The following is a 24,991-nucleotide window of genomic DNA, read 5'->3' as shown; positions in this document are numbered from 1 at the left end:
AAATATATAGATATATTTATAATACCCTATAATAAAAATTTTAAATTAAAAATGTTTAAGTGAGATTATATAGGGCATATAAATATTAAGAATGAAAGTAGTAATCATTACTACTTTATAAAATTTAAATTAAAATTTTATAATAGGAGAAGAGTTAATGATATATGATTTAATAATAGTTGGTGGAGGACCAGCGGGAGTATCTGCTGGAATCTATGCAGGAAGAGCAAAGCTTAAGACATTAATTATAGAAAAAGAAAATGTAGGTGGACAGATAAAAACTACACATGAAATGGTAAACTACCCAGGAATTTTACAAACTACAGGGTCAAGTTATATGGAAACTTTAAGAAAACAAGCTTTAGATTTTAATGTTAAGTTTAAAGAAGATGAAGTTATAGACTTATATTTAGATGAAGAAGTAAAAATAATTAAAACTAAAAATGAAGAAATACAAGCAAGAGCAGTGATATTTGCAACAGGTGCATCTCCAAAGAAATTAGGATTTAAAGGAGAAGAAGCATTTACAGGAAGAGGAGTCGCATATTGTGCAACTTGTGATGGTGAATTCTTCAAAGACTTAGATGTCTTTGTAATAGGTGGAGGATATGCTGCAGCGGAAGAAGCAATATTTTTAACTAAGTTTGCTAAAAAAGTAAGAGTAGTAGTAAGAAAAAGTGAATTTAGTTGTGCAAAAACTATAGCAGATAAAGTTAAATCTCATCCAAAGATAGAAGTATTATTCAATACTGAAGTAGAAGAGGTCGGAGGAGAGGGAGTCCTACAATTTGCTAAGTTTAAAAATAATCAAACGGGTGAAAGGCTTGATTATAAAGTAAGTGAAGAAGATGGAACTTTTGGTGTATTTGTGTTTATTGGATATAAACCACAAACAGAGCTTATCAAAGGGAAAGTTAAATTAGATGAACAAGGATATGTAATAACTAACGAAAATATGGAAACTAATATATCTGGTGTATATGCAGCAGGAGATTTACGCCCAAAGTTACTAAGACAGGTAGTAACAGCAGTAGCTGACGGGGCAATAGCAGCAACTAATGCTGAAAAGTATGTAGATAATCAAAAATATAAATTAGGAATAGAAGATGAAGAAGAGATAATTCAACAACAACATACTAATGAGGAAATTATTAAAAAAGAAGTAAAAACTGATTTTATAGACATAAATGATAAAAATAGAAAAAGTAATCTTTTAAATGACGGTCTTAGAAATCAAATTAAATCAATACTATCAATGATGGAAAAAGAGGTTACCTTAGTATCAATAGTAGATGAAAGTATTGATAAATCAATTGAATTTATGGATTTGATTTTAGATATGGCATCTTTAGGAGAAAAATTAAATATAGAAATTTATAAAAAGAATGAAAATCTAAAAATGGAAGAAATGATAAATGCAGATAAGCTACCAGTTGTAGCTTTATTAGATAAAGATAAAAAATATAGTGGAGTTAAGTTCCATGGTATTCCTGGAGGACATGAATTAAATTCATTTATATTAGCTATATATAATTTAGCAGGTCCAGGTCAAGCAATAGATGACAATTTATTAAAAGAGATAAGGTCATTTGATAAAAAGACTAATATAAAAGTAGTAGTTTCTCTGTCTTGTACATTATGTCCGGATGTAGTTGTAGCATCACAAAGACTTGCTATGGAAAATAAAAATATAGAAGCTGAAATGATAGAGTTATCATTATTTGAAGATATTAAGAAGAAATATAGAATAATGAGTGTGCCAGCAATAATTGTAAATGACGATAAAGTTCATTTTGGTGTTAAAAAAGCAAAGGAAATATTAGATTTAATAAATTAATAAAAAATTTTAAAAATATGTTTAAAGACTAAAAAGTAGGGAATATATAAGATTAAGATAATGAAAATCATAATCATTACTGATTTTAAAAACACAAATAAAATAATAATTTAAATATAAAGGAGAAAAAATTATGTCATTAATAAACAAAAAAGTATCTGAGTTTAAAGTTCAAGCATATCAAAATGGGGAATTTAGAGAAGTAACACTTGAAGATGTAAAAGGTCATTGGTCAGTATTTGTATTCTATCCAGCAGACTTTACATTTGTTTGCCCAACTGAATTAGGAGATTTAGCTGATAACTATGAAAAATTCAAAGAAATAGGATGCGAAGTTTATTCAGTATCAACAGATAGCCACTTTGTACATAAAGCATGGGCAGATGCATCTGAAACAATAGGAAAAATACAATATCCAATGTTAGCGGATCCAACTGGAAAGTTAACTAGAGATTTCGATGTTATGATAGAAGAAGATGGAATGGCTTTAAGAGGAACATTCATAATAAATCCAGAAGGAGAAATAAAAGCTTACGAAGTTCATGACTTAGGGATAGGAAGAAATGCAGAAGAATTATTAAGAAAAGTTCAAGCTGCACAATTCGTGGCAGAACATGGAGATCAAGTTTGCCCAGCTAAATGGATTCCAGGAGCTGAAACATTAGTACCAAGCTTAGACTTAGTAGGAAAATTATAATAATCCATTTAATCAATAAAATAATAAAAGACATAGTATGATGTTTTCATTGTAAATATAATTACATTGAGACATCATGTTATGTCTTTTTTATTTAATAAATTATATTAATTCATTAAATTTATATATAAAGTAGTTTATAATATAAAAATTAATATACGTGAGATGTTATAATAGCATATATATATATAATTGAAATAGTATTAAATATAAATAGGTGATAAAATGGAAACGTATGATTATATAAAATTAAAAGAATTAGAAAAATGGAAAAAGAAAATAAGAAAAAAAACATCTATAATAGATAAGGCATCAAAAGGAACTCAAAATAAATTAAACTCAATGCTTCCTAAAAAATATCATGAAATAGTAACTATTGCTATAAAAAATATGACAAAGGTAGTTTTACTTGGTTCTAAGTATATAACTAAAAAACCTATAAAAAATATATTATTAGAAGAAAGAGATAATTTAGTTTATGAAAAAATAAAGTTTTATAAAAATGCTGCTATGATAGAGGGAGCAGGAACAGGAGCAGGAGGGATACTTGTAGGTTTTTGTGATTTTCCACTACTTTTAAGTATAAAGATAAAACTTCTTTATGAAATTGCCAGCATATATGGATTTGATACTAATGATTATAGAGAGAGGTTATATATACTTAATATATTCCAACTTGCTTTTTCTAGTAAATCTCATGTAAATTTTATATTTAATAATATGGAGTGCTTTGATGATTTTAAAGATGATTTATCTAGTGATATTAATGAGTTTGATTGGAGAAGCTTTCAACAAGAATATAGAGATTATATTGATATAGCAAAGTTACTTCAATTAGTACCAGGGATTGGCGCTTTTGTTGGGGCTTATGTAAATAACAAATTAGTTGATAAATTAGGTGAGTATGCAATTTATGCATATCATATGAGATTATTAAAGAGTGAATATTATATGCATAAAAAAGATAATTTTATATATAGAAAGTACAAGAGAATTATAAATAAGTTTAAATAGTGTAAGATTTTATATGTTGTATATAAAATTATTTGGAGAATAAAATATGAAAAATAACAAAAATTTATTTTATAAAATATTAAAAAATGGAGGATTATTTTTAATATTAATAGCTATTACATTTTATTTTATTTTTAAAAGCCTAGATATAAATAAAGTAATTAAGACGATTTCACAGATAAATATTTTTTATATAATTCCAGCAATAGTATGTATGTGTGTATATATTTTTTGTGAAGCAAGTAATACAAAAAGAAATCTTATAGCTTTAGGATATAATCCAAGTATATTTAGATGTATAAATTACTCAGTAAATGGATTCTTTTTTAGCTCGATTACACCATCAGCATCTGGTGGACAGCCAATGCAAGCTTATCAAATGTGTAAAGATGATATAAAAATCTCACATGCAACGTTAGTACTTTTAATTGAGCTAATATTTTTTCAGGTAGTTACTATAATGTTTTCATTAATTGGATTTTTTACACAACAGTCTTTATTATTAAGAAGTATTGGCTCAATTAAGTACCTTCTTGTTTTAGGATTAATATTAAATATTATAGCACTGCTGTTTTTATTATCAGCAATATTTTCATATTCTGCGATAAGAAAGGTTTTTGATTTCGTAATTAAATTAATTGAATCACTAGGATATAATAAGGTAAAGAAAATAAGGGATAAGGTATATTCTATAATTAACGAATATGAAGAATGTTCTTTATATATTACTAGAAATAAAACGATTATTTTAAAAACATTTTTGACTACATGTATACAAATCTTTGCAATTCACAGTATTCCATACTGGGTATATAGATCTTTTGGTTTTAGTGGATATTCAATATTTACCTTTGTAGGAGTTCAAGCTGTTTTATTTATAGCTGTATGTGCACTTCCCCTTCCTGGAGCAGTAGGAGTAAGTGAAAGTGGATTTTTAATGTTATTTAAATTACTCTTCCCAATAAGAGTATTAAGTGAAGCTATGTTAATTAGTCGTGGAATTAGTTTTTACTTATTTTTATTTTTAAGTGGAATATTATTAATAATATTAAAAATACAAAATATAAAGGTAAAGTTAACAAATGAATAAATCATATCACTATAATTACTAAGATAAAAAAGTATATAGTCTGGATTTATAAGAAAATAGTATAAAGCTAAAAACGATGAAATAATTTTTCATCGTTTTTTTATTAGAATTAAGTATAAAGTTAAATTATATAAATTTATAATTTTGGAATAATTATTCTGTTTAAAATCATTAAAAAAGTATATTAATATAATATTAATAATTATAAACTTTAATATAGAATAATAGATAGGGGAGGTATATTATGGACGAATCAAGAGCTATTGAAATGATAAAGAGGAATCCTTCTATTATAAAAAATATAAATAATCCAAGCGAAGAAATGAAATTATTAGCCATAAAATTAGATGGTCTACTATTAAGATATATACAAAATCCAAGTGAGGAAATGAAGGTTATAGCAATAGAAAATAATGCAAGAGCAATTAAATTTATAGATAATCCAAGTGAAGAAATGATGATAAAAGCTATAAATGATGGATGGAGTATATTAGAATATATAAAAAAACCAACAGATAAAGTGATTAAATTAGCAATTGATAAAGCTGGTTGGGCAATTCAGTATGCAAAAAATCCAAGTGAGGAACTACAGTTGCTAGCAGTAAGAAAAAATTATGATTCAATAAAGCATATACAAAATCCTTATGAAAGTGTTCAGGAAGAAGCTGTAAAAATAAGCTATGATGCATTAAGATATATAAAATCACCAAGTCTTAAGGCGCAAATTGTAGCTATAAAAAGTAATGAGGCAGCAATTAGTTTTATGGTTGATTTAGATAAGGAAAAGATATTAAAATTTTTAAGAGTAAATATATTAATAATTAAATATATTGAAAATAGGATACCAAGTGAGATATCAAAAGAAGATATAGAAAAAATATTGATAGAAATACTATCAAAAGAAGATGTAGAAGAAAAGTATGTTAGAGATTTCTTAAAATGTAGTACTATAGATAGAAATAGTGATAAAATCCAAATGGACAAAATAATGTTTATTTATAAGTACGGAAGTAAGAAAGCAAAAAAAATAGCTGTAGATGAAAAACTAAAGATGATATAGGAGAAAAGATAAAATGAATTTTATAGACACATTAAGAAGCGTTGACTTAGTATTATCTACTGGAGAAGTACCTTTAGTAGTTGGAGAAAGTGGAATCGGAAAAACAGCTCTAGCAAAAAGACTCTCTAAAGAAAATAATTGGAGCTTAGTTGTAGTTGATGGAAACTTACTTAAAGAAGGTGAAATAGGGGGGCTACCAACTGTAGAAAGTTATGGAGACAATAAAAAAACTACTATATATGCAGTTCATCATAAGTTAAGAGAGATAGATAAAGAGATATTAAAGGGTAAAAGTGTACTTTTATTTATAGATGAAATAAATCGTTGTGAGCATACTGTACAACAAGAACTTATGAATCTAATTTTAAACAGAGAAATAAATGGATACAAGTTACATGATGATGTAAAAATACTAACTGCAATGAATCCATCAAGTAAATATGGTTCAGATTTTGATTATCAAGTAGTTGATATGGATGCGGCACAAGAAAATAGATTTGTATGGCTTAACATGGAACCAGATCATTCACAATGGCTAAGCTGGGCAATAGATGCAGGAATAGAACAAAAAGTTATAGAGTTTATTTCTACATTCCCAGAGTATCTTCATAAAATAAATGAAGATGATGTACGAGCTACACCAAGAAGTTATGAAAGAGTTTCTAAAACTTACAAAATGTACAAAGAAAATAAAGAAATAATATCTAGAGCAGTATTTTTAAATGTTATAAAGGGAAATGTAGGTAAGATTATAGCAGAAGAATTTATAAGTTTTATAGAATCAGACTGTTTACCACTTATATCTTATGAAGATGTATTTTCTGGAGAAATTCTTGAAGAATCTATAATAGAAAAAATAAAATTAGAAAGTCATACAAGACTTTATTTAACTGCGGTAAATATATTAAAAATATTAGAATCAAATATAGAAAATGAAAACTATAGTAATAATGATATAAATAGATTTGTAGAATTTATAAAAATATATCCAGTTGATTTAATGGTAGGTATAATGAAAGATTTAAAAAATAGTTATGAAAAAATTTATAAAATAGTTATAGAAAATGAAGAATTTGTAGACTTGTATTTTAATGCTTACAGCTTAATAAGAGGTTAATATTATCATGGAAAGTTATTTTGAAAAACAAACAAGAAGTCTTTATGATAAAGCTATTGAAATAGTTAATAAAGCAACTGAATTAAAGTTAAACTCAGGAAATGTAAATTTTGAAATAGACATACCTAAAGATTTTAAAGAGGAATTCTTTACTATTGTAGATAAAGTGAGTTTAAGTCTTATGGAAGATAAAGATAACTTTTATGGCTACTTCTTATTTCAAATGGGTAGAGATATAAAGTTCGATATAAGTAGTCCAAGTGCAGTTAACTTCAAGGGAGCTAAATATGTAATATACTTTAATCCGTTAATATTTCTGAATCTTAACATGAGACAGATGGAAAGTACTATTAAACATGAAATTCTTCATGTACTATCATTACATTTAATAAGAGCAAAAGAACTAAAAGGTAGATGCTCAACATTGGCAATCAATATGGCGATGGATATAATAGTAAATAAATATTTAGACTATTTGCCGCCATATGCTACTACATTAGAGTGGGTAAATACACATTATTCTATGAACTTAGAGCCATATGAAACTTTTGAGTATTATGTAGAAAAGATTCAAATTGAGTTAGATTTACAAGAATCTGATAAAGATGGAGAAGAAAATGATGCCGATTTAAATGATAATGTAGAGAGTGAATTTAGACCGGAGAACACTCACGATATATGGGAAGAATCTGATGAAATAGATTCTAAAACTGTTAGGGAATTTACAGAAAAATTTATAGATAATTCTTTAAAAAGTACGGTTCCATCATATATTAGTGATATGATATCATCATTAAAAAGCAGTAAAGGAGAGCTTCCTTGGAATTTATACTTAAAAAAATTAATGGGAACTGTTGAAAGTAATAAGAAGAAAACTATAACAAGAAGGAATAGAAGGCAACCAAGTAGATTAGATTTAAGAGGCCAGCTTAGAAGTCATAAAGCCGAAGTTGCAGTAGCAATTGATACTAGCGGAAGTATTAGCGATGAAGAATTTAAGCAAGCTATAAAAGAAGTACTTAATATAGTAAAAAACTACAATCATGAGATAACTATTATAGAATGTGATAATGAAATAAGGCGGACTTATAAGGTTAAGAATATTAAAGACATAAAAGATAGACCTAGTATAAGAGGTGGAACTAAATTTAGTCCAGTTTTTGATTATGCTAATAGGAATAAGATTAATTTATTAGTATATTTCACTGATGGAAAAGGAGAAACTAGATTAGAAGTTATACCAAGAGGATACAAGATATTATGGGTTATTTCAGGCAGAGGAGATAAACTTTCTTTAGCTCAGCCTTATGGGATAGTTAAGAAATTAAGTAAGGTTGAAGTAAAAGATGATATATTTGATATGAATGATGTTAGAAGTGATGGATATTCAATGAATAACCAAGCTCCAATTTTATAAATATTGCTTAGAGAAAAGACGTGCTAATTGGAACTTAGCATGTCTTTTATTTTATATTATATTTAGAATGTTAGCTTGTATGTATTAAAAGTCAGAAAGTATGAGAAAATATAGCAAATCAGATATAATTGTTATATATAGATAAGTCAAATAAGCAAGGTTTATATTATAGATAAAAACTATTTGAATGTAGATAAAAAGTGTAGTAAAATACTAATTTAGAAAAATAAGAGGTGAAATTATGAAAAAGAAATTATTGAGTTTAGTACTTTGTACTACAATGCTATCGACAGTATTAGTAGGATGCAGTGCTAATAAAACAGAGTCATCGAAAAAAGAATCAAACGTTCAATCAGAACAAGTAGATAAAGAAAAAGTATTTGTAACTCCAGAATGGGTACAAAGTGTAATTGATGGAAACCAGCCGGAGTCAGATAACTATGTCATCTTAGAAGCTTCATGGGGGACATACAAAGATAGCACAGATTATACAAAAGGACATATACCTGGAGCAATTCATGTTGATATAGCGAGTGTGGAATGTGAGCCATATTGGAATTTATCTGATGCTAAAGTAGTTGAACAAGGAATGTTAGATTTAGGAATAACAAAAGATAAGACAGTTATACTATATGGAGCTGATGTTTCGGGAACAGCAAGGGTTGCTTATGCATATCTTTGGGCAGGTGTTGAAAATGTAAAGGTTCTTAATGGAGGGCTAAATGCATGGACAGAAGCTGGTTATGAAACAGATACGACTATAGAAAAAGCAGTAGCTGCAACCGATTTTGGGACAACTGTTCCTGCACATCCTGAATACTGGATGTCTATAGAAGATGCTCAAGATAAGTTAAATAATGACTCTAACTTCCGTTTAGTAAGTATAAGAAGTGAAGCAGAGTTTATAGGAGAAACAAGTGGATATAACTACATAGATAGAGCAGGAGAACCTAAAGGTGCTGTATGGGGACGTGGTGGAAGTACTGCATATACTATGGAGGATTATACTAATGAAGATGGCACATATATAACGTTCGATCAAATGAAGGAATTATGGTCAGATTGTGATTTTAATTTAGATAATGAACTTTCATTCTATTGTGGAACTGGATGGAGAGCTACAGTTCCTTGGTTAATATGTTATGATGCAGGATTAAGAGATATGACTGTTTACGATGGTGGATGGTATCAGTGGCAAATGAATGATGACCTTCCAGTACAAGTAGGAGATCCAAGTAGTGATAGTGTTGTTTATACAACAGTAGGTGAATTATCAACAGATAAGGCAGCAAAATAAAAATGAAAAAATCAAATAAGATATTTAATATAATAGCTACAGTTTTACAAATTTTGTTATTAGTAGGTGCTTACTTAGTGAATTATTTTACTCATAAAAAAATGGGGATGCTAAGATATATAGTATATAAAAATAATTTACTAGAAAATAAATATCCAATAATGAAATTACAATATATTACTATCGCTATATTTGCTATATTAGTAGTATTGATTTTAGCATTATATATTAAAAGAAAGTTACAAATGAGTAAATATGCATTAAGTATGAATATTTTTATGGTTATACTTTTCGCTATTTATGCAGGGTTTACACTAATAAATTCTACTGAAACATTAAGAGCTTATTATTATATAGGTTTCATGTTAGAAGTAACTGTATTTATTCAAATTATCAAAACTGGAATTGAAGTTTTAATATATAAAACAAATAAAAATACACTCATTTAAATGGGTGTATTTTTATTTGTGAAAAATCACAGAAAATGTTAAATTTCAAATAAGTTAATACGAATGCCCTTAGTTGGGAAAACGTATTGCTGATAGAAATCTTGTTTGATAATATTTTAATAGAAAAACAAATAAATTAAGTATAAAATATATACAGAAGGGAAGGGATAGCGTATGATGCAAAAAATTCAAAAATTTGGGGGAGCCATGTTTACTCCTGTATTATTATTTGCCTTTGCAGGTATAGTAATAGGGGTAGGTACTTTATTTACAACAGAAGCAATCATGGGATCATTAGCAGCTCCAACTAGTATGTGGTATCAATGCTGGAATGTAATACTTCAAGGGGGATGGACAGTATTCAATCAATTACCACTACTATTCGTTGTAGGTCTTCCAATAGGTATGGCAAAGAAACAAAATGCAAGATGTTGTATGGAAGCACTTGTACTTTATTTAACATTCCATTACTTCTTAAGCACTATACTTTCTCAATGGGGAAATGTGTTTGGTGTTGATTTTGCAGCAGAAGTAGGAGGAACTAGTGGGCTTACTATGATAGCTAATATCAAAACATTAGATATGGGTATGATAGGAGCATTAATTATATCTGGTATAGTTATTTATTTACATAACCGTTTCTTTGATACAGAATTACCTGAATGGTTAGGAACATTCAGTGGATCAACATTTGTTTTTATGATAGGTTTCTTCGTACTTATTCCAGTTGCTTTAATTGCAGCACTTGTATGGCCCAAAATACAAATGGGAATGCTAGCATTCCAAGGATTTGTTAAGGGAGCTGGAGCATTTGGTGTTTGGGTATTTGTCTTCTTAGAACGTGCACTAATACCATTTGGTTTACATCATATCTTATACTCACCATTTTTCTATGACAATGTATTAGTACCAGGAGGTCTTTATGCTTACTGGGCTACTAAATTGCCAGAACTTGCATCATCAACAGCTTCTTTAAAATCATTAGTTCCTGAAGCTGGATTTACTTCAACTGGTTTTTCAAAAATATTTGGATGTGCAGGTGCAGCATTAGCATTTTATGTAACTGCAAAACCTGAAAAGAAAAAGAAAACGCTTGGATTATTAGTACCGATAACTTTAACTGCTATATTCTGCGGAGTTACAGAGCCAATAGAATTTACATTCTTATTTATAGCACCATGGTTATTCATAGTTCATGCTTTCCTTGCGGCAACTCTTTCAACAGTTATGTATCTTGCTGGAATCGTAGGTATACACTCTGGAGGAGTAATAGAAATGGCATCTTTAAACTGGATACCATTAATGAGTGCACACTGGAAGCAATACTTATTAATGCTAGGTATAGGTTTAGTATTTACAGGAATATGGTTTGTAGTATTTAAATTCTTAATAGAAAAATTTGATGTTAAAACACCAGGTAGAGAAGATGATGAAGAAGTTACATTCCATACTAAAGCTGAATATAGAGAAAGACAAAATGGTGGTGTAGTTGATGAAAAGTTAGCTCTTGTAAAAGGCATATTAGAAGGTTTAGGGGGAGCAGAAAATATTGTTGATGTAACAAACTGTGCTACTCGCCTAAGAGTTAATGTAAAAGATGAAAAATTATGTAAGGATGATGTATATTTTAAATCAATAGGAACTCATGGATGTTCGGCAAATGGTAAGTCTTATCAAGTTATAGTAGGACTTAAGGTAGCAAAAGTGAGAGATGATTTTGAGAATTTATTAGCAAACAATAAAGTTACAAACTAATAGGTTAATTTAGAAAGTAGGAGATACAATGAGTCAAGTTAATGCAATAACTAGTAAAAATAATAAAATAAATTCATTGAGTAAGTATTATAACATAGCAAAGATATTACTTACACTAACACCATTTATGGCATTAATGTATTTATCTATGGAATCTGCGAGAATGGGAGTTGCTATGCAACAAGCGATACAACAAAATCCTAAGCTTACAATACTATTTTTAGTATCTATGATAAATCCATTTATAGCATACTTATTAATATTTATACAAAAGAAGATTGAGTCAAGTGATACATCGTATGCAATTACAAATATAGTTATGTTTATAGTTGCAGAGATATTATTACAGAATGTGTTATATGTAATTTTATTTGGAGTTATTTTATATAAAACCCTTAAAACATACAATGTGACTATTAAGGAGAGCTTTAAAGAAAAGTTAAAAGATAAATTTCTAATGACTATTTCAGGTAGCTTAGTTGTTATTGGATTAGCTTGTATATGTTTATTTGCTACGATAAGAATTAATATGTAAATATAAAAATCGAAAGAGCATGGTAATATATTTATTGCCATGTTTTTTTTATTACTTTGTTATAAACAAACCTGTGAAAAGTCACAGAAAATGTTATAAAAAACAATTAAATTAACAATATCCCTAATAAAGGAAAACGTATTGATATAAGTTTTTTTTAAGTGTACTATGTACTCATAAGATAAATAAAATAATAAAAATTTGGGAGGAATAGAGATGGAAAATAAAAAATATTCAGTTGTAGTAGCAGGTGGGGGAAGTACTTTTACACCAGGTATAGTATTAATGTTATTAGAAAATATGGATAGATTTCCAATTAGATCAATAAAGTTTTATGACAATGATGCAGATAGACAAGAAACAGTAGCGAAGGCTTGTGAAATATATTTAAAAGAAAATGCACCAGAAGTGGAATTCTCATATACAACAAAACCAGAGGAAGCATTTACTGATATAGACTTTGTATTAGCACATATAAGAGTTGGAAAATATGCAATGCGTGAAAAGGATGAAAAGATACCACTAAAATATGGCGTTGTAGGTCAAGAAACTTGTGGACCAGGAGGAATAGCTTATGGAATGCGTTCAATAGGAGGAGTTATAGAAATACTTGACTACATGGAACAATATTCTCCAAATGCATGGATGTTAAACTACTCAAATCCAGCAGCAATAGTAGCAGAAGCAACAAGAAGATTAAGACCAAATTCAAAAATATTAAATATATGTGATATGCCAATAGATTTAGAAGAAAAAATGGCTAATATGTGTGGGTTAAAATCAAGAAAAGAAATGCAAGTATCTTACTATGGATTAAATCATTTTGGATGGTGGTCAAAAATATATGACAAAAATGGAAATGACTTAATGCCACAAATAAAGAAACACGTAGCAGAAAATGGATTTGCAGATGCACTATCAGATACTAACCAACATGTTGATGATAGCTGGAGAGAAACTTTTACAAAAGTAAAAGATGTTTATGCAGTAGATCCAACCACAATACCAAATACTTATTTAAAATATTACTTATATCCAGATTATGTTGTTGAACATTCTAATCCAGAATATACAAGAGCAAATGAAGTAATGGATGGAAGAGAAAAACATGTATTTGGAATATGTAATGAAATAATCGAAAAAGGAACAAGTAAAGGTGTTGAAGGATTTGAAGCCGATGCACATGCAACTTATATAGTAGACTTAGCTTGTGCCCTTGCAGAAAATACAAATGAAAGATTCCTTCTTATAGTTCCTAATGAAGGAGCAATAGAAAACTTTGATAGAACAGCAATGGTAGAAATACCTTGTATAGTTGGTAGAAATGGATATGAAAAAATATGCCAAGGGGCTATTCCACAGTTCCAAAAAGGATTAATGGAACAACAAGTAAGTGTAGAAAAACTTACAGTTGAAGCTTGGATAGAAGGTGATTATAACAAGTTATGGCAAGCTATAACACTATCAAAAACAGTTCCAAGTGCAAGAGTGGCTAAGCTTATATTAGATGATTTAATAGAAGCAAATAAAGAATATTGGCCAGAATTAAAAAAGCCAAATGAATTAAAAAAAGAGTGTGAAGTATATGCTTAAACTATTTAGCAAAAATAAGAATAAGAATGTAAAAACAAAAGGTTTTTACTCTATAATGGATGGTAAAAGCATAGATTTATCTCAAGTAAATGATGAAATGTTTTCTAATAAATTATTAGGAGATGGTATTGCAATAGAGCCTACATCAAATACAGTTGTATCTCCTTGTGATGGTGAAGTTACATTAGTTTCAGATACAAAACATGCAGTTGGGATAAAGAATGAAGATGGAGTAGAAATATTAATTCACATAGGACTTGATACTGTAAGCTTAAAAGGTGAAGGATTTGAAACTTTTTGCAAGGTAGGAGATAAAGTAAAAGTAGGGGACACTTTAGTAAAAGTAGATAGAAAGTTATTAAAAGAAAAAAATATTCCAGATGTTACAATGATGGTTATTGTTGAGCCAAATGGACATACAATATCTGAACGTAATATAAATCAATCTGTAGAATGTGGAACAAGTTTATTAGTAAAATATGAATAAAATATATAAAGAGCTAGCTTCTAACTATAAATGAAGCTAGCTCTGTTAATTTAAGATATTTTTTTAGTTTCAAATACATTGTTTTCTTTGTTCATTTTTATTATTGAACTTGTAGAATATAGTAATCCTGAATATGCTATTATTGCATATATTACTGTTGATATCCAAGCGCTTGTAAATCCAGACTTATCAACTATTAACCCAAATAATGTAGAACCAGTTCCAAATCCAGCTGCAAAGAATATTTGTACAATACCTAATATAGTACCAAATTCTTTATTACCAAATAAAGCACCAGTCATATAAGAAGGTCCTATTATATATGAGAACATAGATATTCCTAAACAAACTGAAAATACAAATCCAAGTGCATTTATTTGTCCCACAAATATTAAACATAGACCACAACATATAACCAATAATCCTGCTAATACAAGAGATTTAATTATTCCAAGTTTATCAAATAAGAAACCTCCACATAAATTACCGAATATTGAGAATAGTCCGAATAAAGAAGCAACTAAAGCTGATCCAAGTGTAAATATTTGTTTTTGTTCTAATGATTGCAAATATGGTATGAATTGTAGAGCCATTCCACCAACATATAAACCAACAAATATAAACGATGTTGCGAATATCCAGAAATATTTAATCTTACTAACTTCTGCAAAAGTATATCCCCAGTTAGAATTTTGCTTTGAATTTGAATCATTTTTAGATTTCTTTGACTTATTCATTTCTAACTCAGCTTTTGATTTTGGGAATCTCATTATAAATAATGCTACAGGTAATGCTACTATTATAGCTAATAAACCAAATCTTAAATAAGCACCTTTGTAACCAATTTTCGGGTTAGATAACCATTTACCTGCAAATTGCTGAAGAACCATATTACCTAGTCCACCACCAGAGAATGCAAGACCCATTGCGATACCTTTATTTTCTGTAAACCAACTATTTATAAGTGTTGGAACACCTATAGCAGATATTATAGCAGATCCGATTTGAACGAATATAGATAATGCATAGTAAGCAAATATGTTACCTCCAGCCAAAGACATAGCTGAAAATGCTCCACCTACTAAAATTACTCCTAAAGCATATAATAGTTTTATATTAATTTTAGGATTAGAATACAATTTTCCTATGAAAGGAGAACATAGTGCTGAAACTACAGTTCCAATTGTGAATATTAGTGAAAATTGAGTATAGGTAAAACCTTCTCCTGAAGTTACATAATTTGTAAAAGCAGGTTGAATATTAGCTGCCAATGAATATGGTACTGCTTGAATCAGTATACAACCAACGACTATTAACCAGCCATAGAAAAATGAATTTTTCTTTTTTGTGTTTTCCATAATGAATACCTTCTTTACCTTAATATTTTTATAAAATTTATATGAAAATTAATAAGAAGATTGTATAAAATAACTTCTTAGATGCAAATAATAACATAATTCGACAAAAAAAACAATAAAAATACAGTTGAATCAAATTGAATTAAAATGATTCAAAATAAAAGTTTTAATGTAGTACATTTTATTTATCTAGAAAAACGTTAATAGGTAATATATAATTTTACTTATAGGGTAAATTTATTAGGGAAAATATATGAAAGAAGAGATTAAATGTATGAAATTACAAGAGTTAATCAATAAGTATTATCATCGATTAAATGAAAATGATTTTTATATTTGGGATTATATATCTAATCATAAAAAAGAATGTGAAAAGCTTGCTATTGATCAATTAGCATATAAATGTAATGTATCAAGAACAACTATTCTTAGATTTGCTCAAAAAATATCTTTAAAAGGGTATAGTGAATTAAAATTATACTTAAAATTGGAAAATCAAGATACAAAGGAAAATACAAATACAACTGAAATGGTATGTAATACTTACTATGATGTAATTAAAAGTATAAAAGAAAAGGATTGTACTGAGTTTTTTAAAAAATTTGACGCAGCTAGAAATATTTATGTATATGGAGTTGGAATGGTTCAATCATCAATTAAAAAAGAGCTTAAGCGAATATTTATGACAAGTGGAAAAATACTTTACGATCTAAGTGGGTATAGAGAATCAGAAATATCTTTAAATATTGCAAATAGTGAAGATTTATTTATTATTATATCTGTATCAGGTGAAAATAAATTTATCATTGATTTTGCATCAAAGTTAAATATTAGAAATATTCCAATACTTTCGATTACAAAGTTAAAAGAAAATACATTATCTCAGATGAGCGATTATAATCTGTACATATCATCTGTTACATTACCAGGAACAATAAATGAATTAAGCTATGACTCGGTAACATCCTATTTTATACTAATTGAAATCTTATTTTTAAAATATATTGAATATAAAAATGAAAAAGGGGCATAAATTATGGACATAAGATTAGAGACTCTAATTTATGATAACTATAAGAAATTAAATGAAAATGATAAACATATATGGAATTATATATTAAATAATAAAAGCAAATGTGAAAGTATGTCTATACAAGAGTTAGCATCTAACTGTAATGTTTCTCATACTACTATTTTAAGATTTGCTCAAAAGATAGGATTAAATGGATATAGCGAACTAAAATTTTATTTGAAATTAGAAAATAATAAAAAATGCACATTTGATAAAGGTGAAATTATAAGTATATCTGATGATATAAATAAAACTATTGATCTATTAATACAAAGAGATTTCTCAGACATATGTTACTTACTAGATAGTTGTAAAAATATTTATGCATATGGAACAGGCGAGATACAAAGTAATGCAGTAAGAGAGTTAAAAAGAAATCTTTTGTCTATTGGTAAGTTAGTTAATATTGTAGAGGGTAATGATGAAGTAGAGACAATAACTAACTATATTACAGAAGATGATATGATATTTTTAATATCTCTATCAGGTGAAAATAATACTGTAAATAAGTTTGCAAAAGATTTAAATAATAAGGGGGTGAAAATTATTTCTATCACTGAGAGTGGTAATAATACATTATCAAAGATAAGTGATATTAATATACAATTTTACACTCATGAAGTTATAAGACTAGAAGATAATTTACAAATATTTTCTGCCTCACAATTTTTTATAATAAATGAATTTTTATTAGTAAAATATTTAGAATATAAGTATTCTAAATAGATATGATAGTGAAAATTCGCTCATAAAATGTATATGATTAATTATTATCGTATTTATTTTATGAGTGAATTATATATTAGAGTTGACAGTTATATTAATACTATATATAATAAATTTAATTTAATTAAATTAAATTTTAAAAAATGATATTGGAGATGTATATATGGATAAATATGATAAAATAAAGTTGGAAAATCAATTATGCTTCTCACTATATGCTTTATCAAGAGAAGTAATAAAGCTATACAAACCTTTATTAGATAAATATAATCTAACATATACACAATATATAGCAATGCTAGTAATGTGGGAAGAAGAAAAGATTATTTTTAAAGAATTAGGAAAAAGGCTGCATCTTGATTCCGGTACACTTACTCCAGTAGTAAAAAAACTAGAAGCTATGGAACTAGTAACTAAATATAGAAATAAAGAAGATGATAGAGTAGTTACAGTAGAGCTAACGGAAAAAGGAAAATTATTAAAAGAAGATATAATTGAAGTTCCAGAAAAGATGTACTCTATGTGTAAAAGAGATGGAGTAGATTTATTATATTTAAAATCACAATTAGATAATTTATTAAAAATATTTAATTAAAAATATAAAAGTTAAGTTCTATAAGGAGGTTAACTTTAATGTTTTTAATATTATTAATTGAATAAAATTAAATTTATATAAATTAAGGAGTATAAGTATGAAATTTTATAATTTTAAAGCAAAAAAGATGAATGGTCAGGAAATAAGTATGGAATACTTTAAGAATAAGGTTGTATTAGTAGTAAATACAGCAAGTAAATGTGGATTAACACCACAGTTTAAATCGTTACAAGAATTATATATAGAATATAAAGATAAAAATTTTGAAATATTAGGTTTTCCTTGTAACCAATTTGCAAAGCAAGATTCTGGTACAAATGAAGAGATACATGAATTTTGTCAGCTAAATTATGGAGTAAGTTTTAATATGTTTGAAAAAATAGAGGTAAATGGAGAGAATGCACATCCCTTATATAAATATTTGAAAGATGAAGCCAAAGGTTTCTTAAGTAAAGAGATAAAGTGGAATTTCACTAAATTTTTAATAGATAGAGATGGTAATGTAGTAAAAAGATATGCACCTACAGTATCACCAATTAAGATCAAGAATGATATTGAAAAATTATTAATTAGATAGAAGAAATATATCAATATATGAGTAGCTTAAGAAGGTAATATAGAAATCTTTTCATCGGTGAAATACTTAGAAAAATAAAATCATAAATGTGCAATGATACTAAGAAGTTAATAATTACATTTATACAAATAGAAAATATTAAAAATAATTAAGAAAACGTTGACATACACATGCGGAATTGTTACTATATAAATAACTTAGAAAATTAAATGTAACCGGATAGTGATTGTTTAAATACAAGCTAAACCTATTTATTACTTAGGCTAATACAAGTCTATTTAACGTGTAATAAATAGGTTTTTTTATGTTATAAACCAAGTAAAATCAAAGTTAATCGTAGAAAAAGAGATAAGGGGGGAATCAGAATGATTATTGAAAAAATACTTAATAATAATGTTGTTATTACAAATGACGAAAATAATAAAGAAATAGTCGTTATGGGAAGAGGTATAGCTTTTAAAAAGCGTACAGGAGATTATATTCAAAAAGATATGATAGATAAAGTATTTAAACTTTCTGATCCAAATATGTCTAATAAATTTAAAGAGTTAATATCAGATATTCCATTTAAATATATGGAGTTATCAGATGAAATAATTTTAAATTCAAAAAAGAAGTTAGGGAAAAAATTAAATGATAGTATCTATATTTCTTTAACAGATCATATGCATACAGCAATAAAAAGAGCTCGTGAAGGTATAAATGTAAAAAATGCTCTTCTTTGGGATATAAAAAGATTTTATAAAGAAGAATTTATAATAGGACTAGAGTCTTTAGATTACATAGAGAATAAATTCAAAGTTAGATTACCAGAGGACGAGGCAGGTTTTATAGCACTACATATAGTAAACGCACAAATGGATCAAAATATAGAGATTGTTTATAAAGTGACACAAATAATGCAGGAAATAACAAATTTAGTTAAATATCATTTTGGAATAACATTTGATGAAGAGTCTGTATATTATTATAGATTTATTACTCATTTAAAATACTTTGCAGAAAGATTACTAAAAGATACATCATATGAAGACAATGAAGATGATTTATTAGATGTAATAAAATTGAAATATAAAAATGCATATAGTTGTATAGAAAAAGTAGATGAATTTATGGATAAAAAATATAATTACAAATTAACAGATGAAGAAAAACTATACTTAACTATTCATGTTGAAAGAGTAGTGAGTAAAAGTATTAGGTAGGATATAAATCCTAGAAATTAGGCTTATATATATTGGATGGTGACATTAAGTTGGCCAAACCTTCATATTTCAAAAAAGAAAGTGGAGGAGTAAAAATGAAAAAGTATGAACAATTAGCAAAAGACATTATATTTAATGTCGGTGGAAAGGAAAACATTAGCAGTTTATCACATTGTATAACAAGACTACGTTTTAAACTAAAAGATGAGTCAATTGCAAATGATAATGTACTAAAAAACATGGATGGTGTAGTAACTGTAATGAAGAGTGGTGGACAGTACCAAGTAGTAATTGGTAACCACGTTCCAGATGTTTATTCAGTTGTATGTGATTTAGCAGGACTTGGAGGGGATACTTCAGACAATTCAGAATCAGATTCACCAAAAGGGATATTCAATAAATTTATAGACATTATATCAGGAGTTTTTCAACCAATACTAGGAGTTATGTGTGCTGCTGGTATGATAAAAGGATTCAATGCAATATTTTTGGCACTAGGTTTATATGCACAAACTAGTGGTGAATATATTATGTTAAATTCAATTGGAGATGCTATATTCCAGTATATGCCTATAATTTTAGGTTTTATAGCAGCTAAAAAGTTTAAACTTAAACCATTTGTCGGAATGCTTATAGGAGCTGCTTTATGTTATCCAGGAATTCAGCTAGCTACATTATCAGCTAGTTCTGAACCTTTATACACATTATTTGCAGGGACAATGATCGAGTCTCCAGTATATATAACATTTTTAGGATTACCAGTAATAGCAATGGACTATACATCTACAGTAGTTCCAGTAATATTAATTGTATATTTAGCATCTAAATTAGAAAAAATGTTTGATAAGATAATACCTGATGTAGTAAAGAACTTCTTTGTACCAATGGCAGTTTTATTAGTTTCGCTACCAATAGGATTTATGTTAGTTGGGCCTATTGCAACATTTGGTGCTAATATGGTTGGAAATGGATTCTTATCATTATATAACTTCTCACCAATCTTATGTTGTGTATTAGTTGGTTTATTCTGGCAAGCACTTGTAATTTTCGGATTACATTGGGGATTAATACCAATAGCTATATCAAATATGATGACTATGGGATTTGATACAATATTAGTTGGAGCATTTGCACCATCTTTTGCACAAACAGCAGTAGTAGCGGCAATGTACTTTAAGTTAAAAGATAAAAAGATAAAAGAGTTATGTATACCAGCAGTTATATCTGGTATATGTGGAGTAACAGAACCTGCAATTTATGGTATAACTTTACCTAGAAAGAAACCATTTATATACAGTTGTATAGGTGGAGCGGCAGCAGGTGCTGTAATGGGTGTAATGAATATAAAAGGATACGTAATGGGTGGACTTGGAATATTTGGGATACCTAATTATATAAATCCAGCAACAGGAGATATGACAGGAGTTTATACTTCAATAGTAGCAGCAATAGTAGCGGCAATAGTAGGATTTGTATTAACATTCTTATTATGGAAAGATGATACTGTAGTAGAGGAATCTAATGATAATAAAGAACAATCAACAATAGTAAAAACTAAAAGAGAAATAATATATAGTCCAATAAAAGGTGAAGTAAAAGCTTTAGACCAAGTACAAGATGCAGCATTTTCAAGCGGAGTATTAGGACAAGGTGTAGCAATAGTACCTAAAGAAGGTAAGGTAGTAGCTCCATTTGATGGAACAGTAATGACTTTATTTCCAACAAAACATGCAATAGGAATAGTATCTGACAATGGATGTGAGTTATTAGTTCATATTGGGCTAAATACTGTCCAATTAGATGGGAAATACTTCAAATCCTTTGTAAAACAAGGAGATAAAATTAAAAAAGGTCAGACATTAGTAACATTTGATATAGAAAAAATATCAAAAGAAGGTTATTGCTTAGAAACACCAGTAGTGGTTACAAATTATTCTGATTATGTAGATGTTGTAGGAAAAACACCAAAAAATATAAACAATAGCCAAGAACTAATAACTGTTTTAGCTTAGAGTTTTTATAGGAGATAAGATATATATATTTACTTTTATCTCCTAGGGGATTTAATATACATAAATTTATGGAGGTAGAGTTATGGCACTTAGAGAAGATTTTTTATGGGGCGGAGCAACTGCTGCTAACCAATGTGAAGGTGGATATAAAGATGGTGGTAGAGGTCTAGCAAATGTAGATGTAGCACCACACGGAAAAGATAGATTTCCAGTTTTAGCTGGTAAAATGAAGATGTTTGAATGTGATGATAATCATTATTATCCTTCACATGAAGCTATAGATATGTATCATCATTATAAAGAAGATATAAAATTATTTGCAGAAATGGGATTCAAATGTTATCGTTTATCAATAGCTTGGACTAGAATATTTCCAACTGGACTTGAAGAAGTTCCAAATGAAGAAGGGTTAAAATTTTACGAAAGCTTATTTGATGAATGTTTAAAATATGGAATCGAGCCATTAGTAACGATATGTCACTTTGATGTTCCTATGTACTTAGTAGAAAAATATGGAGCATGGAGAGACCGTAAATTAGTAGAATTATACGTAAAGTACTGTGAAGCAATATTTACAAGATTCAAAGGTAAGGTAAAGTATTGGTTAACATTTAATGAAATAAATATGATACTTCATTTACCTTTTATTGGTGCAGGTCTATATATAGAAGAAGGTGAAAATGAAGAACAAATAAAATATCAAGCTGCGCACCATCAACTAGTTGCAAGTGCATTAGCTACAAAGTTAGCTAAAGAAATAAATCCAGAGTTTAAAATAGGATGTATGTTAGCTGCAGGAAATACTTATTCATATACTTGTCATCCAAATGATGTATGGAAATCTATAGAAAAAGATAGAGAAAATTACTTCTTCATAGATGTACAATCTCGTGGAGAATATCCAGCATATGCAATAAAAGAATTAGAACGTAAAGGTATAAACATATTAATAGGAGAAGATGATAAAAAGATATTAAAAGAAAATACAGTGGATTTTATATCATTCTCATACTATTCATCAAGACTTACAAGTGCAGATCCGAAGGTAGATGCTCAAACAGAAGGAAATGTTTTTGCAACTCTTAAAAATCCATACTTGGATTCAAGTGAATGGGGATGGCAAATAGATCCATTGGGTCTTAGAATAACTATGAACTCTTTATACGATCGTTATCAAAAACCATTATTTATAGTAGAAAATGGACTAGGCGCAGTAGATACTCCAGATGAAAATGGTTATGTAAATGATTATTATAGAATTGATTACTTACGTGAGCATATAAAGGCTATGATAGATGCTGTTGAATTAGATGGTGTAGATTTATTAGGGTATACTCCATGGGGATGTATTGATTTAGTAAGTGCTGGTACTGGGGAAATGAAAAAACGTTATGGATTCATATATGTAGATAAAGATAATGGTGGAAAAGGAACTCTAAAACGTAGTAAAAAGAAAAGTTTTGATTGGTATAAAAAAGTGATAGCTTCAAACGGTAAAGATTTAGATTAAGGGGGATAATAGTATGTCTTTTAGAAAAGATTTTTTATGGGGGGGAGCAACTGCGGCTAACCAATTCGAAGGAGCATGGAATGTAAACGGAAAAGGGCCATCTTGTTCAGATATGTGTACAGGAGGGTCTCATACGGTAAGTAAGAGAATAACAAGAACTATAGAAGATGGAATATTTTATCCAAGCCATGAAGCAATAGATTTTTATCATAGATACAAGGAAGATATAGCTTTATTTGCAGAAATGGGATTTAAAGTATTTAGATTTTCTATAGCATGGACTAGAATATTCCCAACAGGAATGGAAAATAGTCCAAATGAATCTGGTCTTAAGTTTTATGAAAATGTAATAGATGAATGTTTAAAATACAATATAGAACCATTAATAACAATATCTCATTATGAAGTACCATTTGCTTTAACAGAAAAATACAATGGATGGGCTTCAAGAGAAGTAATAGACTTATACATGAATTATTGTGAAGCAATATTCACTAGATACAAGGGAAAAGTAAAATATTGGTTAACATTTAATGAAATAAATTCAGCAACTATGCCTATTGGAGGATTTTTATCTCAAGGTATATTAAATGAAGGAACTACAGATTTTACTAATCAAGTAGATATACCTAAATTGAGATTCCAAGGATTACATCATCAATTTGTTGCAAGTGCAAAGGCTGTTAAATTAGCGCATGAAATAGACCCGAGCTATAAGGTAGGATGCATGCAATTATTTGCAACAATGTATCCATTTACATGTAATCCTGATGATATAGTAATGACTCAAAAAGATAGTAGAGTAATGAATTATTTCTGTGGAGATGTTCAAGTACGTGGAGAATATCCAACATATATGAATAGATATTTCAGAGAAAATAATATAGAAATAAAAATGGAAGATAGAGATTTAGAAATTCTAAAAGATGGTTGTGTTGACTTCTATACATTTAGTTACTATATGTCTATATGCGTAAGTAGTGATCCTGAGAATGCAAGCACAGGAGGCAACATTTTAGGTGGAGCAAAAAATCCTTACTTAAAGTCAAGTGATTGGGGATGGCAAATAGATCCAAAAGGTCTTAGATATACATTAAATGAAATATATGATAGATATAGAATACCAATGATGATAGTTGAAAATGGATTGGGAGCTTATGATAAAAAGGAAATTAATGGAAATATTAATGATGATTATCGTATAGAGTACCTAAAAGAACATATAGAGCAAATGAAAGAGGCTGTAGAAGATGGAGTAGACTTAATAGGATATACTCCACGGGGTTGTATAGATTTAGTAAGTGCATCTACAGGAGAAATGGCGAAAAGATATGGATTTATTTATGTAGATAAGTATGACGATGGTAGTGGAGATTTATCTAGAAATAGAAAGAAAAGTTTTTATTGGTATAAGCAAGTCATAGAATCTAATGGAGAAAAATTAGAAAATATTGAAACTGTATTAGCATAAAAGTAAATAAAATTAATAATAAAGAAAGAGCATAGTTATGCTCTTTTTTATTATTAATTTTATTTTGTTTAAGATGTATTAAAAAAAATAATTAATAAAAAATAAAAAAAGAAAACT

General features: G+C 28.1%; 22 protein-coding genes. 21 read left to right on the top strand and 1 reads right to left on the bottom strand.

The window, feature by feature from the left end:
* Positions 1 to 157 precede the first annotated feature (157 nt).
* The 13 genes from trxB to I2A66_RS05535 all read left to right on the top strand — a co-directional run bounded on the left by trxB (position 158) and on the right by I2A66_RS05535 (position 14,348).
* On the top strand, positions 158 to 1,837 hold the full coding sequence (trxB, locus tag I2A66_RS05595) for a thioredoxin-disulfide reductase (RefSeq protein ID WP_195251176.1): 1,680 nt from the start codon (positions 158 to 160) through the stop codon (positions 1,835 to 1,837).
* Between the two features lie 133 nt (positions 1,838 to 1,970).
* Positions 1,971 to 2,534: an alkyl hydroperoxide reductase subunit C gene (gene ahpC / locus I2A66_RS05590; protein WP_122640152.1), complete on the top strand. Its 564-nt coding sequence runs from the start codon at positions 1,971 to 1,973 to the stop codon at positions 2,532 to 2,534.
* 225 nt (positions 2,535 to 2,759) lie between these two features.
* A complete protein-coding gene (locus I2A66_RS05585) occupies positions 2,760 to 3,548 on the top strand; it encodes an EcsC family protein (protein ID WP_195251175.1) in 789 nt (262 codons plus the stop codon).
* A gap of 46 nt (positions 3,549 to 3,594) precedes the next feature.
* Positions 3,595 to 4,638 carry a lysylphosphatidylglycerol synthase transmembrane domain-containing protein gene (locus I2A66_RS05580; RefSeq protein ID WP_122640150.1) on the top strand — a complete coding sequence of 348 codons (1,044 nt, stop codon included), beginning with the start codon at positions 3,595 to 3,597 and terminating at the stop codon, positions 4,636 to 4,638.
* A 244-nt stretch (positions 4,639 to 4,882) separates the two neighbouring features.
* Positions 4,883 to 5,698 carry a hypothetical protein gene (locus tag I2A66_RS05575; RefSeq protein ID WP_122640149.1) on the top strand — a complete coding sequence of 272 codons (816 nt, stop codon included), beginning with the start codon at positions 4,883 to 4,885 and terminating at the stop codon, positions 5,696 to 5,698.
* A 13-nt stretch (positions 5,699 to 5,711) separates the two neighbouring features.
* The gene (locus I2A66_RS05570; protein ID WP_195251174.1) at positions 5,712 to 6,815 is read left to right on the top strand and encodes an ATP-binding protein; all 1,104 of its coding nucleotides are present in this window, start codon (positions 5,712 to 5,714) and stop codon (positions 6,813 to 6,815) included.
* Positions 6,816 to 6,822: 7 nt separating this feature from the next.
* A complete protein-coding gene (locus I2A66_RS05565) occupies positions 6,823 to 8,232 on the top strand; it encodes a vWA domain-containing protein (RefSeq protein ID WP_122640147.1) in 1,410 nt (469 codons plus the stop codon).
* 241 nt (positions 8,233 to 8,473) lie between these two features.
* Positions 8,474 to 9,529, top strand: a complete 1,056-nt coding sequence (locus tag I2A66_RS05560) for a sulfurtransferase (protein WP_122640146.1) — start codon at positions 8,474 to 8,476, stop codon at positions 9,527 to 9,529.
* A 2-nt stretch (positions 9,530 to 9,531) separates the two neighbouring features.
* Positions 9,532 to 9,978: a hypothetical protein gene (locus tag I2A66_RS05555; RefSeq protein ID WP_122640145.1), complete on the top strand. Its 447-nt coding sequence runs from the start codon at positions 9,532 to 9,534 to the stop codon at positions 9,976 to 9,978.
* A 174-nt stretch (positions 9,979 to 10,152) separates the two neighbouring features.
* Positions 10,153 to 11,733, top strand: coding sequence for an alpha-glucoside-specific PTS transporter subunit IIBC (locus tag I2A66_RS05550; protein ID WP_122640144.1), 1,581 nt, complete (start codon positions 10,153 to 10,155; stop codon positions 11,731 to 11,733).
* A 28-nt stretch (positions 11,734 to 11,761) separates the two neighbouring features.
* Positions 11,762 to 12,268: a hypothetical protein gene (locus I2A66_RS05545; protein ID WP_122640143.1), complete on the top strand. Its 507-nt coding sequence runs from the start codon at positions 11,762 to 11,764 to the stop codon at positions 12,266 to 12,268.
* A gap of 216 nt (positions 12,269 to 12,484) precedes the next feature.
* Positions 12,485 to 13,861, top strand: a complete 1,377-nt coding sequence (locus I2A66_RS05540; RefSeq protein WP_122640142.1) for a 6-phospho-alpha-glucosidase — start codon at positions 12,485 to 12,487, stop codon at positions 13,859 to 13,861.
* Positions 13,854 to 14,348 carry a PTS sugar transporter subunit IIA gene (locus I2A66_RS05535; RefSeq protein WP_195251173.1) on the top strand — a complete coding sequence of 165 codons (495 nt, stop codon included), beginning with the start codon at positions 13,854 to 13,856 and terminating at the stop codon, positions 14,346 to 14,348. Before I2A66_RS05540 ends, I2A66_RS05535 begins: the two co-directional genes overlap by 8 nt.
* 50 nt (positions 14,349 to 14,398) lie before the next feature.
* Here I2A66_RS05535 and I2A66_RS05530 read toward each other — a convergent pair whose 3' ends face one another.
* The gene (locus I2A66_RS05530) at positions 14,399 to 15,706 is read right to left on the bottom strand and encodes a conjugated bile salt MFS transporter (RefSeq protein WP_147516254.1); all 1,308 of its coding nucleotides are present in this window, start codon (positions 15,704 to 15,706) and stop codon (positions 14,399 to 14,401) included.
* Positions 15,707 to 15,959: 253 nt separating this feature from the next.
* Here I2A66_RS05530 and I2A66_RS05525 point away from each other — a divergent pair, with 253 nt between their 5' ends.
* The 8 genes from I2A66_RS05525 (at position 15,960) to I2A66_RS05490 (ending at position 24,874) form a co-directional block, all read left to right on the top strand.
* The gene (locus tag I2A66_RS05525; RefSeq protein WP_243113383.1) at positions 15,960 to 16,739 is read left to right on the top strand and encodes a MurR/RpiR family transcriptional regulator; all 780 of its coding nucleotides are present in this window, start codon (positions 15,960 to 15,962) and stop codon (positions 16,737 to 16,739) included.
* 3 nt (positions 16,740 to 16,742) lie between these two features.
* Complete coding sequence (locus I2A66_RS05520) at positions 16,743 to 17,504, top strand: MurR/RpiR family transcriptional regulator (RefSeq protein WP_207734735.1); 762 nt, start codon at positions 16,743 to 16,745, stop codon at positions 17,502 to 17,504.
* A gap of 163 nt (positions 17,505 to 17,667) precedes the next feature.
* A complete protein-coding gene (locus I2A66_RS05515) occupies positions 17,668 to 18,099 on the top strand; it encodes a MarR family winged helix-turn-helix transcriptional regulator (protein ID WP_122640139.1) in 432 nt (143 codons plus the stop codon).
* A gap of 97 nt (positions 18,100 to 18,196) precedes the next feature.
* Positions 18,197 to 18,676, top strand: coding sequence for a glutathione peroxidase (locus I2A66_RS05510; protein ID WP_122640138.1), 480 nt, complete (start codon positions 18,197 to 18,199; stop codon positions 18,674 to 18,676).
* Between the two features lie 365 nt (positions 18,677 to 19,041).
* Complete coding sequence (gene licT, locus I2A66_RS05505; protein WP_195251172.1) at positions 19,042 to 19,881, top strand: BglG family transcription antiterminator LicT; 840 nt, start codon at positions 19,042 to 19,044, stop codon at positions 19,879 to 19,881.
* Positions 19,882 to 19,976: 95 nt separating this feature from the next.
* Positions 19,977 to 21,893 carry a beta-glucoside-specific PTS transporter subunit IIABC gene (locus tag I2A66_RS05500; RefSeq protein ID WP_195251171.1) on the top strand — a complete coding sequence of 639 codons (1,917 nt, stop codon included), beginning with the start codon at positions 19,977 to 19,979 and terminating at the stop codon, positions 21,891 to 21,893.
* An 82-nt stretch (positions 21,894 to 21,975) separates the two neighbouring features.
* Positions 21,976 to 23,403 carry a 6-phospho-beta-glucosidase gene (locus I2A66_RS05495; RefSeq protein ID WP_147516257.1) on the top strand — a complete coding sequence of 476 codons (1,428 nt, stop codon included), beginning with the start codon at positions 21,976 to 21,978 and terminating at the stop codon, positions 23,401 to 23,403.
* Between the two features lie 13 nt (positions 23,404 to 23,416).
* On the top strand, positions 23,417 to 24,874 hold the full coding sequence (locus I2A66_RS05490; RefSeq protein ID WP_195251169.1) for a glycoside hydrolase family 1 protein: 1,458 nt from the start codon (positions 23,417 to 23,419) through the stop codon (positions 24,872 to 24,874).
* The last annotated feature ends 117 nt before the right edge of the window (positions 24,875 to 24,991 follow it).

The organism is Romboutsia sp. 1001713B170207_170306_H8, assembly GCF_015550495.1.
Classification (GTDB): Bacteria; Bacillota; Clostridia; order Peptostreptococcales; family Peptostreptococcaceae; genus Romboutsia_E.
This window is presented reverse-complemented; position numbering and strand designations above follow the sequence as displayed.

Excerpts from the sequence above, each read along its gene's own strand:
- I2A66_RS05575 (WP_122640149.1), top strand. The coding sequence starts at position 4,883 with ATGGACGAATCAAGAGCTATTGAAATGATAAAGAGGAATCCTTCTATT.
- I2A66_RS05530 (WP_147516254.1), bottom strand. The coding sequence starts at position 15,706 with ATGGAAAACACAAAAAAGAAAAATTCATTTTTCTATGGCTGGTTAATA.
- I2A66_RS05510 (WP_122640138.1), top strand. The coding sequence starts at position 18,197 with ATGAAATTTTATAATTTTAAAGCAAAAAAGATGAATGGTCAGGAAATA.
- I2A66_RS05515 (WP_122640139.1), top strand. The coding sequence starts at position 17,668 with ATGGATAAATATGATAAAATAAAGTTGGAAAATCAATTATGCTTCTCA.
- ahpC (WP_122640152.1), top strand. The coding sequence starts at position 1,971 with ATGTCATTAATAAACAAAAAAGTATCTGAGTTTAAAGTTCAAGCATAT.
- I2A66_RS05525 (WP_243113383.1), top strand. The coding sequence starts at position 15,960 with ATGAAAGAAGAGATTAAATGTATGAAATTACAAGAGTTAATCAATAAG.
- I2A66_RS05565 (WP_122640147.1), top strand. The coding sequence starts at position 6,823 with ATGGAAAGTTATTTTGAAAAACAAACAAGAAGTCTTTATGATAAAGCT.
- I2A66_RS05585 (WP_195251175.1), top strand. The coding sequence starts at position 2,760 with ATGGAAACGTATGATTATATAAAATTAAAAGAATTAGAAAAATGGAAA.
- I2A66_RS05545 (WP_122640143.1), top strand. The coding sequence starts at position 11,762 with ATGAGTCAAGTTAATGCAATAACTAGTAAAAATAATAAAATAAATTCA.
- trxB (WP_195251176.1), top strand. The coding sequence starts at position 158 with ATGATATATGATTTAATAATAGTTGGTGGAGGACCAGCGGGAGTATCT.
- I2A66_RS05535 (WP_195251173.1), top strand. The coding sequence starts at position 13,854 with ATGCTTAAACTATTTAGCAAAAATAAGAATAAGAATGTAAAAACAAAA.
- licT (WP_195251172.1), top strand. The coding sequence starts at position 19,042 with ATGATTATTGAAAAAATACTTAATAATAATGTTGTTATTACAAATGAC.
- I2A66_RS05555 (WP_122640145.1), top strand. The coding sequence starts at position 9,532 with ATGAAAAAATCAAATAAGATATTTAATATAATAGCTACAGTTTTACAA.
- I2A66_RS05500 (WP_195251171.1), top strand. The coding sequence starts at position 19,977 with ATGAAAAAGTATGAACAATTAGCAAAAGACATTATATTTAATGTCGGT.
- I2A66_RS05570 (WP_195251174.1), top strand. The coding sequence starts at position 5,712 with ATGAATTTTATAGACACATTAAGAAGCGTTGACTTAGTATTATCTACT.
- I2A66_RS05580 (WP_122640150.1), top strand. The coding sequence starts at position 3,595 with ATGAAAAATAACAAAAATTTATTTTATAAAATATTAAAAAATGGAGGA.
- I2A66_RS05550 (WP_122640144.1), top strand. The coding sequence starts at position 10,153 with ATGATGCAAAAAATTCAAAAATTTGGGGGAGCCATGTTTACTCCTGTA.
- I2A66_RS05540 (WP_122640142.1), top strand. The coding sequence starts at position 12,485 with ATGGAAAATAAAAAATATTCAGTTGTAGTAGCAGGTGGGGGAAGTACT.
- I2A66_RS05560 (WP_122640146.1), top strand. The coding sequence starts at position 8,474 with ATGAAAAAGAAATTATTGAGTTTAGTACTTTGTACTACAATGCTATCG.
- I2A66_RS05495 (WP_147516257.1), top strand. The coding sequence starts at position 21,976 with ATGGCACTTAGAGAAGATTTTTTATGGGGCGGAGCAACTGCTGCTAAC.
- I2A66_RS05520 (WP_207734735.1), top strand. The coding sequence starts at position 16,743 with ATGGACATAAGATTAGAGACTCTAATTTATGATAACTATAAGAAATTA.
- I2A66_RS05490 (WP_195251169.1), top strand. The coding sequence starts at position 23,417 with ATGTCTTTTAGAAAAGATTTTTTATGGGGGGGAGCAACTGCGGCTAAC.